Source organism: Hymenobacter jejuensis, assembly GCF_006337165.1.
GTDB classification, from domain to species: Bacteria; Bacteroidota; Bacteroidia; order Cytophagales; family Hymenobacteraceae; genus Hymenobacter; species Hymenobacter jejuensis.
On record NZ_CP040896.1, the window covers coordinates 2694341 to 2708757 of the forward strand.

The window sequence follows — 14417 nt, forward strand, 5'->3', positions numbered from 1 at the left end:
AATATTTTGTATCTGTCTGTATATCAAATAGATACAAATGGGGCTGCCGAGGCGAAACATCGCCCAGCCCTAAGTACGGCTTATGCGCCTTTGAATGCGGCCGGCCGCTTTTCGAGGAATGCCTGCGTGCCCTCGCGAAAATCTTCGGACCCAAAGCAGCGGCTGAACGAATTGGCTTCCGTCTGATAACCGTGTTTTTCTTCATCGTAATACGCATTCACACAGTCGATTACCATGCCGATGGCCAACGGTGCTTTGCTGAGAATGCGCTTGAGCAACTGTTCGCAGAAGGGCAACAGCTCGGCAGCCGGCACTACATGGTTGGCGAGCCCCAGGCGGTGCGCTTCGTCGGCCTTGATCTGGTCGCCGGTCATCATCAGTTCTAGGGCTTTGGCTTTGCCCACTAGCTGCGTCAGACGCTGCGTACCGCCATAGCCCGGAATCAGGCCCAGATTTACTTCGGGCTGGCCAAAACGGGCATTTTCGGAAGCCACGCGCAGGTGACAGGCCATTGCTAGCTCGCAGCCACCGCCCAGCGCAAACCCATTAACGGCCGCAATGACGGGCTTGGTGCTCTCCTCGATCATGCAGAACGCTTCTTGGCCTCGTTCGGCCACGCGCCGGCCCGCAATCTCGTTCAAGTCGGCGAGCTCGGCAATGTCGGCACCGGCCACGAACGCCTTTTCGCCGCTGCCCGTCAAGATGATGCCCCGCACGGCAGCATCGTCGAGGGCTTCCTGAAAGCTTTGCCGGATTTCCTCGATGGTGGCCGCATTCAGGGCGTTGAGTTTGATAGGGCGGTTGAGGGTGATGGTCAGAATGCCCGTGGCAGAATCCAGAGCGAGCAGCAGATTTTCGTAGGAGGCCATGCAGAAGCGGAAGGTTGTGGAAAGGCCGCAAAGATAGCGCAAAACGCGTTGGCCTGTCCGAAGCGCTCCACCCAGACAAAAGCCCGTGTGAGCGCCGGGGCAGCCTTTTTGCTTTAGCAAGCAGCGATTTTCGGGAGAATTATTGTCCGCCAAGTCTCAATATTTACGACTCGAGCAGTTAACTCTGCTAAACCGGTGAGCCAAGTCGTAAGAATTGATACATTTTTTATTATATATTGACCCATTGATTTCTCCTTTTTCCACATTTAAAAACCGTTCGAATTATGGGTCTTTTTTCCGAATTCAAAGAGTTCGTTTCGCGCGGCAACGTGCTGGATTTAGCTGTCGGCGTGATTATTGGAGCGGCCTTCGGCAAGATCGTGACTTCGTTGGTCGACGATATCCTGATGCCGATTCTGGGTAAAATCAGCGGAGGGCATGATTTCTCCGATTTATTCGTTTCGCTGGACGGCACCACGTACGCCTCTTTGAAACAAGCCAAAGATGCGGGTGCAGCTACCTTGAACTACGGCCTGTTTCTGAACGCAGTGCTCAACTTCCTCATTATTGCGTTCTGTATCTTCCTGATCGTGCAGGCGGCCAATAAGCTGCGCCGCAAACCCGATCCGGCACCGGAAGCCGAACCAGCGCCAACAAAAGACCAGATTCTGCTCATGGAAATCCGGGATTCTCTGCGCACCCGGGTTTAGCAGAAGGCCGCTAAATTAAGCCTCTGTGCGTCACTGGCTTAGTATTTGAACTAACTTCAAGGCCAAGTCGTTTCGCCCGCGAACCCGTACTGGTTGCCAAACTGCTTGCCCAGGCCGGCAGTTTGGCTTCTACTTTGCCTGATCTCGTTTATGAAAAAATTGTTGGCGACTGCACTTCTGGTTGTTTCGGCTTTGTTGGCGCAGCAAGCGCATGCCCAAACGGCGATGGCGCCCGAGATTGGCACGCCGCCCGGCAGCCAGCCGAAAGAAACCAGTGCCCGAAAAAACAAGAAAGCTTCCGGCTCGGATATCGCGCGCATGCAGCGCCGTATGAGCATGAATCCTGATGAGGCCAAGCGCGATCAGCAACTCGAAATCTTGGAGGCGCGTTCGGGTGGGGGTACCGCCAATACGAGTTTTGGTCGGGGCTCGGGGCCTGCTCGGCAGTACGAAAAGAACTCCGGCGGCTTTGTGCTACGCAAGTTCAAAGACAAGCGGCGGGGCACGGCCCGCCAGAAGCGCGGCCAGTTGCATGCGGCTCCCGGCATCGACCCGAAAGGCAAGCCCTTAAAGCACAAAGTCAAATCCAAGAGCCACTTTCTATTCTTCTAGACCAGCAAGTGTTTCTTAATCAAGCTGTTATAAAAAAAGCCCCGGTGCAACGCTCCGGGGCTTTTTGCTTCTTCAGTGCAGTCGAGGCCACCGTTCGCCCCCGATGCCTGAAGAGAGGAGGTAGCCATTACGGCAATAATTTAAGTGGCTAAATCAAGTGAGTATAGTGCGTAAAACATGGGTCTGTACGTAACAAACTGTCTTGGTCGACAAGCTGTAAGCAAATAAAATGCGGCCATGACGCTTCCTTACTAAATATAAGGAAGCGTCATGGCCAAGACTGGTAACGCATCGCAACTGCCTGCGGCATAAATCGCTGTTTCAGTACCTCGTCGTAATCACTTACAATTTTATATAAAATTATTCATAGTTTAACAAATTCTACCCGTTGATTTAATTGATTCATCTCCTCGGAGTTGTCTGTACTGAGCGGTTGGGCCTCGCCGATGCCTTTGGCTTTCAGCCGAGTCGCCGCGATTCCATTCTTAACTAAGGCTGCCCGCACAACATCGGCTCGTTGTTGCGCAAGAGCCAAGCTAGCGGTAGCATTGCCAGTCCGGAGCGTATGGGCTTCGATGCTCAGGCGCAAGTCGGGCTGTTGTTGCAGCAAGCGCGTTAGTTCAGTGAGCATCGAATAGCTGTCGGGCAACAGCGTTGCGGTATTGGGCTCAAACTGAATACGATAGGAGACTAGGCGTCCTTCAGTCAGAAGCGCGCGGTGGTAGTCATCGGTTTTTTCGGCCACTTTGCGATCGATGGCCTCGTCAATCTTGCGCGCCGCCACCCGGTTAGCCGCCCGATCGACGGCCGCATTCAAAAGGCCAAACTGTGCCGAACTGTTCAAAGGCAAGGCCAGCAACGCCAGAATTGCAAACAGAAGCTTTTTCATGCACGTAGAATTTTGTTCAATTGCTTGATTGTAAAATCGTTATGCGTTAGGCAGCCCAATGGGCTACAGGCTCGCAAACAGGCTTTGCGCTTTCAGGCCCAGTATTGGGATGGGTTTTTCCTGACCATTGATGGCCCCTAACAGCCCCAGCAACCAAAAGGCAAACAGTACCAGATACAGCGGCAGCATACACAGGCTGATTAGCCAGCCGATGAGTGGCACAAACATAAGTACTTGCAAACCAACGTACAGCGCGAACCCGGTGAGCAGAAGCAGCGCATTTTGCCGCAAGTGAAAAGCTGCAAGAGGCGAGCGTTCTTCTTTGTTGAGAAAATAGCTTACCAGCCATCCGACCACCGTGAGATAGCTGACAATGGCGAGCAAGCGACCCTGATCGGAAGCAGTTGAGGAAGAAGGTGTTGGCGTTGGTTCCATGGGAGTAACGTGTGGGCTATAGGATACAGGAAAAGTGAGTAGCCAAGCTTCAACTACAGCTTGGCTAATGCATTGAGGTTGATGTTCTTGGCTACTGCCTTCACAAAATCTGTGTTGTCCTGACCAGTTGACTCGACGGCGACGAAAAAACGGTCGCCCACGCCGAGGGCCACAGAAGCCTTTTTGTCCTTTTTCTGCAGCGTTTCCCAACCCTTCACCTCAGGAATGCCGAGGTCGCAGCCACGCATCATTTCGTCGTCGTTATCCTGCGAGAAGCCCGCCGACATCATGGCCGTAGCGCCCGCATACAGCGCGTTGGCGCCGTTGTAATCCACGAGTTGTACCTTCAGCTGCTGATCGCCTTTCCGGTATATCTGCTCGCAGGTGGAGTAGCTCAGCCCACCCATATTCACCGATTCGCCCTTAGGTGCTCCATCAGGCGTGAAGCCCTCAATACTGCCGGGGAGATATTTTTCTAACTCTTTGTAATGCAATGAGATAGTGTCGCCATGTGCAGCACGGAGCTTGCGTTTGGCTTCGGCTTTGTTCATTGCCTCGCCCATTTTCTCGGCAGCTTTGGTGGTCGTTGCTACGGCAGAGTAGGCATTTTTGGCTTCTTGCATCCGCTCGCCGCAGCTTGCTAGCAGCGGCAGCAAGGCAAGGGCCATGCCCCAAAAAGCAAATGAGTTTTTCATGGCTGTGATGGTAAGAGTTAGTATGTAAATATTTGATTATAAACTATTTAGAATTTTGCGGTAAGGCCCAGTTTCAAATAGCTCATGTCGTAGCCGAGCTCGGCAAAGCCCCCGATGTTGTCGGTGAAGAAGTAGCGGCCGCCCACGAAAATGCCCGAGGTCAGGTAGGCACCGCCATACGAATTGTTGCGGCTGTTGAGCACGTCGTTGTAATAAGTGTCTTTGTAATGCTCCAAGCGCATACCCAACGTCACGCCTGCGTAGGTGTCGAGCTTAGGATTGGTCGTGAAATTGTAGTGATAGGTGCCGCGCGCGGCCACAATAATGTTGCTCCAAGTGGCTTTATAGCTGGTGCCCGGATAGTCGTAGTGATAGCCTTTGTAGCCGATGAGTCCGCCCACCCCGATGGTGCCAGGCCCTATTCCTTCCAAAAGGCCCCGCTCGGCCGATACGCTAATGGCCGGGGTTGACTTCAGCGAGCCGCCGTAGTATCCATACCCTAATCCCAGGCCTACGCCCAAGTTGACCATGGTAGTACCCTTGCGGAACATCGACTCGCCGCCTTCCATGGCTTGTGTAGAAGGGTGAACAGCCGAGGTCAAAACACGGGTTGTTACCGTCGACGAGGAAGCCGTAGTAGAGGCAGGAGTTGAGGTTACAGCGATAGATTTGGTAGCGGGAGCTGGCTGAGTACTTGTTAGCGGCCGCGCAGCAGAAGTAGCTTTGGCTGGCGTAGTAGCCGTTTTAATAGGCGATTTATTGATAGTTTTAGTTTGTGCCAACGCGGGTGCGCTAGCCAGTGTAGCAAGTACCAGAAATGAAATGCTAAATGTTTTCATAGAGGGAATGAGGTTGGAGGAAAGCAGGTTAGGGTTGCTCAGGTGCAATTTGTTCCTGATTTGATACAAAACTAGCTTGAGTGCGGCGCCGGATGCAATAGCATGATGATGTGATCGTACTGCCGAAAAGAAAGCCTACAGAACGCAAAAAGCCCCGACCATTACTGGCCGGGGCTTTTGCCCTTACAAAAGATGTGAGGTTTATAGAGTACGCTTCACTTCTTTTTCTTCGAAACCTTCGATGTTGTCGCCTTCGCGCAAGTCGTTGAAGTTCTTCACCGAAATACCGCACTCGTAGCCTTGGCGTACTTCCGACACGTCGTCTTTGTAGCGCTTCAGAGCCTGGATTTCGCCGGAGTAAACCACGATGCCGTCGCGCACCACGCGCACTTTGGTATTGCGCGTAAACGAGCCCTCCGTTACCATACAGCCTGCAATGCTGCCGACTTTGGTAATGTTGAACACCTGGCGAACCTCGGCGTTGGCTACCACTACTTCCTGCACCGTTGGGGCCAGCATACCTTCCATGGCATCCTTCACCTCGTTGATGGCATTGTAGATGATCGAGTAGAGGCGGATGTCAATCTGCTCTTGCTCAGCCAGTTTGCGTGCGCTTTGCGAAGGACGTACCTGGAAACCAATGATGATTGCGTCGGAAGCCGAAGCCAGCAACACGTCCGATTCGGAGATGGCGCCAACCCCTTTGGAGAGGATGTTGACTTTCACTTCCGGCGTTGACAGCTTGAGCAGCGAGTCGGAGAGTGCTTCTACCGAGCCGTCCACGTCGCCTTTCACAATTACATTCAGCTCTTTGAACGAGCCAATAGCCAAACGACGGCCAATTTCGTCCAGTGTGATGTGCTTCTTGGTGCGCATGCTCTGCTCACGCGACAGTTGCTGACGTTGCGTGGCAAGTTCGCGGGCTTCGCGCTCCGTTTCCATTACCACGATTTTGTCACCCGCCTGCGGTGCACCCGTCAAGCCCAGGACCTGCACCGGAGTGGAGGGACCCGCAACTTTCATCTTCTTACCACGATGATCGGTCATGGCCTTTACGCGGCCGTAGTGCGGACCAGCCAGCACGATGTCGCCCACATTCAGGGTGCCGGTTTGCACCAGCACTGTGGTTACATAACCCCGGCCTTTGTCAAGCGAGGCCTCAACCACGGTGCCTATCGCATTGCGCTCAGGGTTGGCTTTCAACTCAAGGAGTTCAGCTTCCAGTAGTACCTTTTCGAGTAGGTCTTCGACGCCAAGGCCCGATTTAGCCGACACTTCCTGTGACTGATATTTACCGCCCCATTCTTCTACCAGAATGTTAATTTGGGAAAGCTCCTCGCGGATCTTTTCGGGGTTGGCGGCAGGCTTGTCAATCTTGTTGAGCGCAATAATTATCGGAACACCAGCCGCTTGTGCGTGGTTGATGGCTTCCTTGGTTTGCGGCATTACCGAGTCATCGGCAGCTACCACAATGATGGCAATGTCCGTAACCTTGGCACCGCGAGCACGCATGGCCGTAAAGGCCTCGTGACCAGGCGTATCCAGGAAAGTAACTCGTTTGCCGGAAGAGGTTTTAACCTCGTAGGCACCGATGTGCTGCGTAATACCGCCGGCTTCGCCTTTGGCAACCGTGGCATTGCGGATGTAGTCAAGCAACGATGTTTTGCCGTGGTCGACGTGGCCCATGATGGTCACGATTGGAGCGCGAGGTTGCAGATCCTCTTCAGCATCTTCAAGCCCTAAATCTACTTCCTCTTCTTCTGCAGAAAGGAATTCGACATCATAGCCAAACTCATCGGCAATGACCGTAATGGCTTCCGCATCAAGGCGCTGGTTGATGGACACGAACATGCCCATATTCAGACAAACCTTAATTACCTCATTCACAGATACATCCATCAGAGAAGCCAAGTCATTGGCCGAGATGAACTCCGTTACTTTAAGTGTCTTAGAGGCTAGCTCGCTTTGCTGACGAGCTAATTCGCTCGCTTCGGCAACACCGGCCCGCTTGTCGCGACGGTACTTGGCGCGGTTGGCTTGGCTGCCGCCGCGACCGCCGCTGAGTTTTGCCAGCGTAGCCTTGATTTGTTCTTGTATCTGCTTGTCGTTTTGCTCTGGCGTAGGCGCCACGCGCGGCGGAACGGGCTGACCACCGTGGGTGAGTGGGCGATTACCCTGTTGGCCTGACCCACCGGGGCGCGGTTGGCCACCGCGGTTTGGCTGATCCGGACGACCACCACTAGGGCGATTGCCTGGTTGCTGGCCACCGCCTTGCTGCTGACCACCGCCTTGTCCTGAAGGGCTAGCTCCAGGAGTAGGAATACGCTGCCGTTTCTTCTTGGCATCAGGGCTAAGACCGCTTTTGCGCACATCCGAAGAGGCTACTGGCCGGCGGTTGTTACTACCCCCACCGCCACGGCGAGACGAATCTACAGGAAGCTCAATCTTGCCAAGAACTGTTAAGCCTTTCAGCTGATCAGCTTTCGCAACGATTGTGGCTTCTTCAGCTTGCGGAGCCGGAATAGGTTCAGGTGCAACAGGTGCAGTTGCTTGCGGCACGGGAGCTGGCTGCGGTTGCGGAGTGACTGGGGGTTGAGGTGCTGCTACAACTGGCTCAACTGGAGCTGCAGGAGTAGGTGCCGCTACTGGCTTGGCTTCTGCTACCGGTGCCACAACTTGTGGGGCAGGTGCAGGAGTAAGAGCCTGCTCAGGAACTGGTGTGGGCGCTGGGGCTGGCTTAGTTTCCGCAACAGGAACTGGTTGAGGAGCAGGGGCTGGCGCCGATGGAACTGCCTCTTGCACTGCTGCTGGAGCCGCTGGAGCGGGAGCAGCAGTTGGGCGAGGCGCTACGGGGCGGCCTTTGGCATCCAACTCAATTTTACCTAAAACCTTCAGGCCCGGCACTTTGGGTGCTTCTACTACGGGAGCAGGCGCCGCTGGCACCGGGGCAGAAGGAATTTCAGCGGCTGGTGCCGGCTGAGGAGCAGCGGGCTTGGCTTCCTCTGCAGGCTTCGGAGTAGCCGGCGCAGGCGCGGCTACGCTTCCGTTAGCTTTAGGAGCTACCGGTTCCGGACGGGGAGGAGTGACTTCTGCCTCATTCTGGCGCTTGGCCTGGCTGAGTTTCGAGGCCTCCATCTTGTCATGCGCCGACGACTCGAATGCTTTATTGAGCAGCGAAACCTGCTCCGCAGTCAACTTGGTTGTCGGTTTATTTTCGACTTGGTGCCCTTTACCCGCCAGAAAATCCACAATTGTAGAGGTTCCAACGTTCAGGTCTTTGGCCGCCTGATTCAGCCGTTTGGTTGCTGCTTCCGCCATTCTATGCTCGCGAACGATACTCGTATTCAGTTGCAAAGGTACTATTTTAAATCTTGCCGAACGGCGTGTGGTCGCGCCGTTTAGCACGATTTAACGCCCTTGCTGGACCGGCCGCCGCGCACTCATTGCGCGGCGCCGGAATTTGTTTCTTCCTGTTCTTCGTCAGTTTCGAATTCTTGGCGGATAATTCGGAAGACGTCCTCAACGGTTTCTTCTTCCAATTCCGTCCGCCGGACGATATCTTCTTTGCTGACAGCCAATACGGAACGTCCGGTATCGAGGCCGATTTTTTTCAGCTCATCGAGTACCCAACCTTCAATTTCGTCTTGGAATTCGTCGAGGGCGATATCTTCCTCATAATCACCGGCTTCCCGGAATACGTCGATTTCCATACCCACCAACCGGCTCGCCAATTTAATGTTGGCACCGCCGCGGCCGATGGCCAAACTGACTTGGTCCGGCTTCAAGAACACCGAAACCCGACCAGTTTGTTCGTTTATTTTGATCGAACCGATTTTAGCTGGCGACAAGGCGCGCTGGATATAGAGTTCGAGGTTATCAGTGTAGTTTATTACGTCGATGTTCTCGTTCTCCAGTTCCCGCACCACTGCGTGAATACGCGAACCTTTCATGCCCACGCAAGCACCTACTGGATCGATGCGGTCGTCGTAGCTTTCAACGGCTACCTTGGCCCGCTCGCCGGGTTCGCGCACGATGTTCTTGATCGTAATCAAGCCGTCGTAGATTTCCGGTACTTCTTGTTCGAATAAACGCTCAAGAAAAGCCGGTGCTGCACGCGACAGGATGATTTTTGGGGTGCCGTTGATGATTTCTACGCGGTGTACGACGGCCCGGACAGTATCTCCCTTACGGTAGCGGTCCTTCGGGATCTGCTCCGCTTTGGGCAATACCAACTCGTTTTCTTCCTTGTCTAAAATCAAAGCCTCGCGGCTCCATACCTGATATACTTCGCCGGTGACCACTTCGCCGACCATGTCCTTGTATTGCTGATAGAGATGGTCGCGCTCCAGATCCTTCACGCGCTGAATCAGCGTTTGACGAGCCATCAGCACGGCCCGACGACCGAAGTCTTCCAGCTTAACTTCCTCGGCAACCTGCTCGCCTACTTCGAAGTCGGCTTCAATTTTCTGGGCCTCGGCCAACGGAATTTTGTCGAAATCCCAAATGTCCTCGGAGTTGTCGTCCACGATTTCGCGGTTACGCCAGATCTCGAGGTCGCCTTTGTCTACGTTGATGATGACGTCAAAATTCTCATCAGTCGTGTACTTTTTCCGAATCATCGTGCGGAACACGTCCTCCAAGATGCTCATCATCGTGGGGCGGTCAATGTTCTTCGACCGAGCGAACTCGGCAAACGATTCGATTAAGACGTGGCTGTTCATGTTGTTGTGAAAGTGTTGACTGCAAGCAAAGAGCAAAGGCCGCTGCGGCTAACTGCTCCCCGGCTGACAGCCAGTGGTAAAATGAACATTATTAGAAAGTTAGTCAATAGATAAATTATTGACTAACAATAGATTACTTAAATGAGATAACGACTTTGGCTTCCTTAATATCCGCGAACGGTACGAAGGCAGCGGGCAGCGTTTTACTCTTCTTTTTGTCCTTCACTACTTCGGCCAGCTGAATGCCTTCTGCTTCAGTAGCTTCCAGAGCGCCCGTTTTTTCGGTGCCATCGTTTAGCTTGAGGCTAAGTGAGCGGCCGACGTGGCGGGTGTATTGACGCGGATCGGTCAGGGGCTGGTCGGCGCCGGGTGAAGTTACTTCCAAGGTGTAGCTAGCTTCCTCACCGTAAGCCTCGTCGATGCGACGCGCTAACCGGCGGCTGACCTGCGCACACTCGTCAATGCCTACGCCTTGCTCGCCGTCCAAGATGGCCGTTACCTTGGGCCGAATTGCGTCGGATACGGTAAGCCCCACGACAAATAGCTCCGGGCCAGGCAGGCTGTCCTGAAGCATTTCGGCGATGTGGTTGCGGTCAAATTTCATAGAGCTCAAACTAGGCGACAAAAGAAAGAGGGGACTACTCGTCCCCTCTTCTGTACTCATTGCTGGCGCAAAGATAGTGCAAAATCCGGCCATTTGCAAGCCGGTGGTTCACCGAAGCTTAGGAGCTGCTAGCGTCGGATTTCCACCCATCCTTTGCTGGTGCGGCCGTCGGGAGTGTGCATCAAATAGTAATACACCCCATCGGGCTGGTTGATTCCATTCCAGTCATTTTGGTAGCTGGCCGACTCAAACACTTTGCTGCCCCAACGCGAAAATATCTGGACGCGGGGTGGGCAGTTTTCCGTTAGAACGAAGTAATCATTCTTGCCGTCGTTGTTGGGCGTGATAATATTAGGCGGCGTAAACGCTTCCTTCACTTCAATGATTGGCAGGCTAATGGTCACGCTGCAACGCGTGTCATTGTACGGAAGCGTCACCTTGGGCTGGTAACGGCCGGCTTTGGTGTACGTGTGATCGGCGCTGGAGCCGTTGGCCGCAGAGGTATTGTCGCCAAAATCCCAAGAAGCGTCGGCGATGGCATTGCTAAAGAGCACATGCAGCGGCGCCTCGCGGTTTTGTGGGCAGTAGTCGGGGGACCAGGTAGGGCGAGCCGTAGGCGGAGTTGCTACGCTGATGCGGCGCGTGACAGAGCCGGTACACGCCTCATTGGACGCGGTGTAGGTAAGCGTGACCGATCCGGTGAAACCTGCGGGCGGGGTAAACTGTCCGTCCGCCGTGACGTACGAACCGCTCCACTTGCCGCCCACGGGCGTGGCCCTGACGCGAAAAGGCTGTGTAGTGCCGGGGCACAGCACCGTGTCGGGTGCCGTTTGGGCCGTGACGTTACCTACTACCGTGATTTCGTAAGTGCCTTGTACATTGCAACTTCCGTAATCGTAAGTGCCGTAGCTGAGGCTGTGTTTGCCTACGCCTGCCGTGGCTGGCACAAACGTGAAGCTATCGTAATAGCCGCTCACGCCTCGGCCGCTCCAGTACATTCCTTTCGGAAGGACTACAGCCGAAGTGTTGGTCACGCAGTAAACCGGCAGCGTGGGCAACGTAATCTGTGGACTTCGTTGCACTGTGGCCGTCAGCAAACTGCTGGACGTACAGCCGTCTGGGCCTTCCAAGGTGTACGTCAGCTTTTGGCTACCGACTAAGGCAGCGGTTGGGGTAAAAACATAACCGTCAGGTATCGAGCCACTTACGCCAGGGCCACTCCATTTGCCGCCCGCTGGATTTCCTTTTAGGCGCACAGCTGCTGCCCCCGAACAAATGCTGAAGTCGGGACCAGCTATGGCGTTGACGACCGTAACCACCTGCGTGGCCCGTGCCTGGCAGCCGTTTGCCTGGTACGTATAAGTGAGTGTGTGCGTGCCGGAGCCAGCCCCCGCCGGATAAAATACATTGCCTGATACGCCCGGTCCGCTGAAGGTGCCGCCCGCCGGCATAGCCGTCAGCGTGACGGATGGGTTGCTGAACCCGTTCAGGCAGAAAGAGGTCTGCGGAAATTGGGTGAAAGCAGCCGTGAGGGCCGGTACAACATTTACTTTCAGAACCGATTCGCCGCCGCAAAGGCCAGTGCCGAGCACCGTGTACGTGAGCAATTGCTGGCCCAGCAAATTGGCATTGGGTACAAATTTATAACCTGTTGCTAATGAACCAGTTACTCCGGGGCCGCTCCAGGTGCCACCGGCAGGCGTTCCGACGAGTGGCAACCCATCAGAGTCTACACAGACCGTTACATCCGGACCAGCCAAGATGGCGCTGGGCTCGAAGTTAAATTTGAAAGCAGCGTTGTTGCAGTTGGTGCTGCCGTTGGTGCTGGAGAAAGTGCTGACGCCAGCGGGGATGGGAAAATTCGAAAGCCCCCCACAGCCCCCGCACACGGCTTGGTACACAATGCCGCGCTTGTCGAAGCGAGACGTGCCGCCATCGACGTGCTCTCCGTATCCGCCAGCACCGCCGAAAAATGTGGCGTATTCGAGCTTGGTCCCGCCAGCGGAAAGCTGCATTAAATAGAAGTCGGACCCATCGGTAGTGGTTTGGAAAGCAGTGGGCGTTACGGGCAAGCCCTGCGTATTGCCGCCTGTGTAGTTTTCACCGCCGTAGCCACTCACAAAAATGCGGTCGCATTGGTCCACCAGAAAGGCCGTAGGTGATATGTCGATGATCGAGCGGCCACTGCCGAATACGGTCGAAAAGTCGGTAGTGCTGAGGTCGGCCGTGAGCTTATGGATAAACTGGCGGCTGCCGCTGTTGGCATAATGCCCGGGGGTAACGGGGTAATTGCCAAGGGTTTGTCCCAGTACATACACGTTGCCGCTGTTGTCGAGCTGCACAAAATACCCTTGGTCGTAAAAGGACGTGCCCAGAAAAGTAGATTTCTCGATGGTGCTGCCGTTGCTGCTGATCTGGCTCACAAACCCATCGATATCGCCGCGCCGGGAGGGATAGAGACTGCCAGCCGTAGTCGGGAAGTTGCCGCTGGCGGTGCCGCCGCACACGTATAGGTTGTTGCGAGCATCTAGTTGTAGGGAATAAGCCGCGTCGGGGCCGGTGCCGCCTAAGTAGCTGCTCCACAATAAGTTGCTCAGTGAGCCATTCAGCTTACAGACTACTGCATCGCTGGTACCGCCGCCGTAAGTGCTGGCAAAGCCGTTGGCCACCGGGAAGTTGGTCGAAGAAGTGCAGGAGGCAATGTACACATTGTCGGCGGCATCGACGAGAATATCGCCGCGGAAGGCGTCGCCGTAGTTGCGCACGAGGCTGACGCCGGTGTTGCGCGGGTCCAGAATGCCGTCGTTGCCGCTGCCGCCCAAGAAGGTCGAGCCAATCAAGCTGGCACCGTTGGCGCTGAGGCGGGTAATAAACAAATCGGAGCCAGAAGGCAGGGTAGGCGAAGTGCTCGCGCCGTAAGGTTCGACGTAGCTGCCTCCGTTAAAACTCTGGTCGTAAGCGCCGCCCGTAACGGGAAAGTCGCGGGAGGAAGTAGTCCCGAGGACCAACAAATCACCCTGGTTGTTAACAATGAGACTATGAGGAAATTCTGTGCTAGATCCGCCCAGATACGTGGCCCAGACCCGGGCCGCTGATCCTGTGGCCGTCGTGTTGTATTTGATGATGCCAATGTCAACGGCACCGCCAAACGAGGTATCGTAGGCGCCCAAAGAAGTCGGGTATTGCGGACCGAACACGATGCCGCCAGAGTAGAGATTGCCCTGCGCATCGTAGGTTGCCGTGAAGCCCCAGTTATCGGATTTGGAGCCGGTGAAGGACGAAAAAACAATCGTCGGGTCGATGGTCAGGGGGCGCCGCCGGTCGTAGGCCCCGAGGCGAAAATGCACTGCCCGGCCCTCAACGATATAGCGACAGGCTACTGCCTGACGCTGGCCTGTAGCGTCGAGCTGCCACGCGTGTGGTACCAGTTCAGTAATGCTACCTACCGACGTATGAATCTCCAAGGCACCGTCGGGGCGGAGGGTGAGCGCATCGGCTCCTTCGTACTGAAGCTGCACCAAGTCGGGGTTGGCTTTGGCGGCCACGTCAAAATCATACTCAAGCTGCTGATTTTGATTTTCATACAAACGAGCATCGATGCCGGGCCACAACTCTTTGTAATGGAGTTGCCGATAGCTCGGTACGTTGCTTGCCCATTGCGCCGGGTCGTTGCCGCGAGCATAGTTGCGCACTTCAGCAGTTTGATCTAAGGGCGAAAGCGTAGCTTGCTCGGAGGTGCCTGCAAACCGTACCCGCAGCGCGTGCGCCTGCAACTTTTCGGTCGCTTGCCGCGCGGTCTCTTTTTCGGAAAAATGATGCTGTAGCGGATTGCCGGCAAACAGCGCGTAGGTAAAGCCCCCACTTTCGACAAACAGGCGGCCGTTGTTCAGATCAGCCGCGTAGCGAACCCGGTTGTCCCACTGCCCACGATTTTCAACAAACTCCAGCGTGCGCGAATCGTTCGAAGCCAGCGCCGCTTGGGATAATACCATACTACAGCAGCCCACGAGCAGGCAGCTCATACTTCTCCAAAAAGACATCGG

At 54.9% G+C, this 14417-nt stretch carries 11 protein-coding genes; 2 read left to right on the forward strand and 9 right to left on the reverse strand.

Annotation, left to right across the window (positions count from 1 at the left end; translation table 11 throughout):
• Positions 1–80: 80 nt before the first annotated feature.
• Complete coding sequence (locus FHG12_RS11105; RefSeq protein WP_139515790.1) at positions 81–869, reverse strand: enoyl-CoA hydratase/isomerase family protein; 789 nt, start codon at positions 867–869, stop codon at positions 81–83.
• A 284-nt stretch (positions 870–1153) separates the two neighbouring features.
• On the opposite strand from FHG12_RS11105, the gene mscL reads away from it, so the two are divergent.
• Both mscL and FHG12_RS11115 read left to right on the forward strand, forming a co-directional pair.
• A complete protein-coding gene (gene mscL / locus FHG12_RS11110) occupies positions 1154–1579 on the forward strand; it encodes a large conductance mechanosensitive channel protein MscL (protein WP_139515791.1) in 426 nt (141 codons plus the stop codon).
• Positions 1580–1729: 150 nt separating this feature from the next.
• A complete protein-coding gene (locus tag FHG12_RS11115) occupies positions 1730–2191 on the forward strand; it encodes a hypothetical protein (RefSeq protein ID WP_139515792.1) in 462 nt (153 codons plus the stop codon).
• 364 nt (positions 2192–2555) lie between these two features.
• Here the strand turns inward: FHG12_RS11115 and FHG12_RS11120 are convergent, their stop codons facing one another.
• From FHG12_RS11120 to FHG12_RS11155, 8 genes are all read right to left on the reverse strand, one after another.
• Positions 2556–3080 (reverse strand): OmpA family protein, encoded by a 525-nt coding sequence (locus FHG12_RS11120; RefSeq protein WP_139515793.1) that lies wholly within the window; start codon positions 3078–3080, stop codon positions 2556–2558.
• 63 nt (positions 3081–3143) lie between these two features.
• Complete coding sequence (locus FHG12_RS11125) at positions 3144–3515, reverse strand: DUF4870 domain-containing protein (protein ID WP_139515794.1); 372 nt, start codon at positions 3513–3515, stop codon at positions 3144–3146.
• Positions 3516–3568: 53 nt separating this feature from the next.
• A complete protein-coding gene (locus FHG12_RS11130; protein ID WP_139515795.1) occupies positions 3569–4210 on the reverse strand; it encodes a hypothetical protein in 642 nt (213 codons plus the stop codon).
• 47 nt (positions 4211–4257) lie between these two features.
• On the reverse strand, positions 4258–4812 hold the full coding sequence (locus FHG12_RS11135) for a hypothetical protein (protein WP_139515796.1): 555 nt from the start codon (positions 4810–4812) through the stop codon (positions 4258–4260).
• Positions 4813–5250: 438 nt separating this feature from the next.
• Positions 5251–8367, reverse strand: a complete 3117-nt coding sequence (infB, locus tag FHG12_RS11140) for a translation initiation factor IF-2 (RefSeq protein ID WP_139515797.1) — start codon at positions 8365–8367, stop codon at positions 5251–5253.
• Between the two features lie 122 nt (positions 8368–8489).
• Positions 8490–9770, reverse strand: a complete 1281-nt coding sequence (nusA, locus tag FHG12_RS11145) for a transcription termination factor NusA (RefSeq protein WP_139515798.1) — start codon at positions 9768–9770, stop codon at positions 8490–8492.
• Between the two features lie 133 nt (positions 9771–9903).
• Positions 9904–10374, reverse strand: a complete 471-nt coding sequence (locus FHG12_RS11150; RefSeq protein WP_174805796.1) for a ribosome maturation factor RimP — start codon at positions 10372–10374, stop codon at positions 9904–9906.
• Between the two features lie 128 nt (positions 10375–10502).
• On the reverse strand, positions 10503–14396 hold the full coding sequence (locus tag FHG12_RS11155; protein ID WP_230471095.1) for a DUF7948 domain-containing protein: 3894 nt from the start codon (positions 14394–14396) through the stop codon (positions 10503–10505).
• Between the last annotated feature and the right edge of the window lie 21 nt (positions 14397–14417).

Excerpts from the sequence above, each read along its gene's own strand:
- FHG12_RS11105 (WP_139515790.1), bottom strand. The coding sequence starts at position 869 with ATGGCCTCCTACGAAAATCTGCTGCTCGCTCTGGATTCTGCCACGGGC.
- mscL (WP_139515791.1), top strand. The coding sequence starts at position 1,154 with ATGGGTCTTTTTTCCGAATTCAAAGAGTTCGTTTCGCGCGGCAACGTG.
- FHG12_RS11115 (WP_139515792.1), top strand. The coding sequence starts at position 1,730 with ATGAAAAAATTGTTGGCGACTGCACTTCTGGTTGTTTCGGCTTTGTTG.
- FHG12_RS11120 (WP_139515793.1), bottom strand. The coding sequence starts at position 3,080 with ATGAAAAAGCTTCTGTTTGCAATTCTGGCGTTGCTGGCCTTGCCTTTG.
- FHG12_RS11125 (WP_139515794.1), bottom strand. The coding sequence starts at position 3,515 with ATGGAACCAACGCCAACACCTTCTTCCTCAACTGCTTCCGATCAGGGT.
- FHG12_RS11130 (WP_139515795.1), bottom strand. The coding sequence starts at position 4,210 with ATGAAAAACTCATTTGCTTTTTGGGGCATGGCCCTTGCCTTGCTGCCG.
- infB (WP_139515797.1), bottom strand. The coding sequence starts at position 8,367 with ATGGCGGAAGCAGCAACCAAACGGCTGAATCAGGCGGCCAAAGACCTG.
- nusA (WP_139515798.1), bottom strand. The coding sequence starts at position 9,770 with ATGAACAGCCACGTCTTAATCGAATCGTTTGCCGAGTTCGCTCGGTCG.
- FHG12_RS11150 (WP_174805796.1), bottom strand. The coding sequence starts at position 10,374 with ATGAAATTTGACCGCAACCACATCGCCGAAATGCTTCAGGACAGCCTG.
- FHG12_RS11155 (WP_230471095.1), bottom strand. The coding sequence starts at position 14,396 with ATGAGCTGCCTGCTCGTGGGCTGCTGTAGTATGGTATTATCCCAAGCG.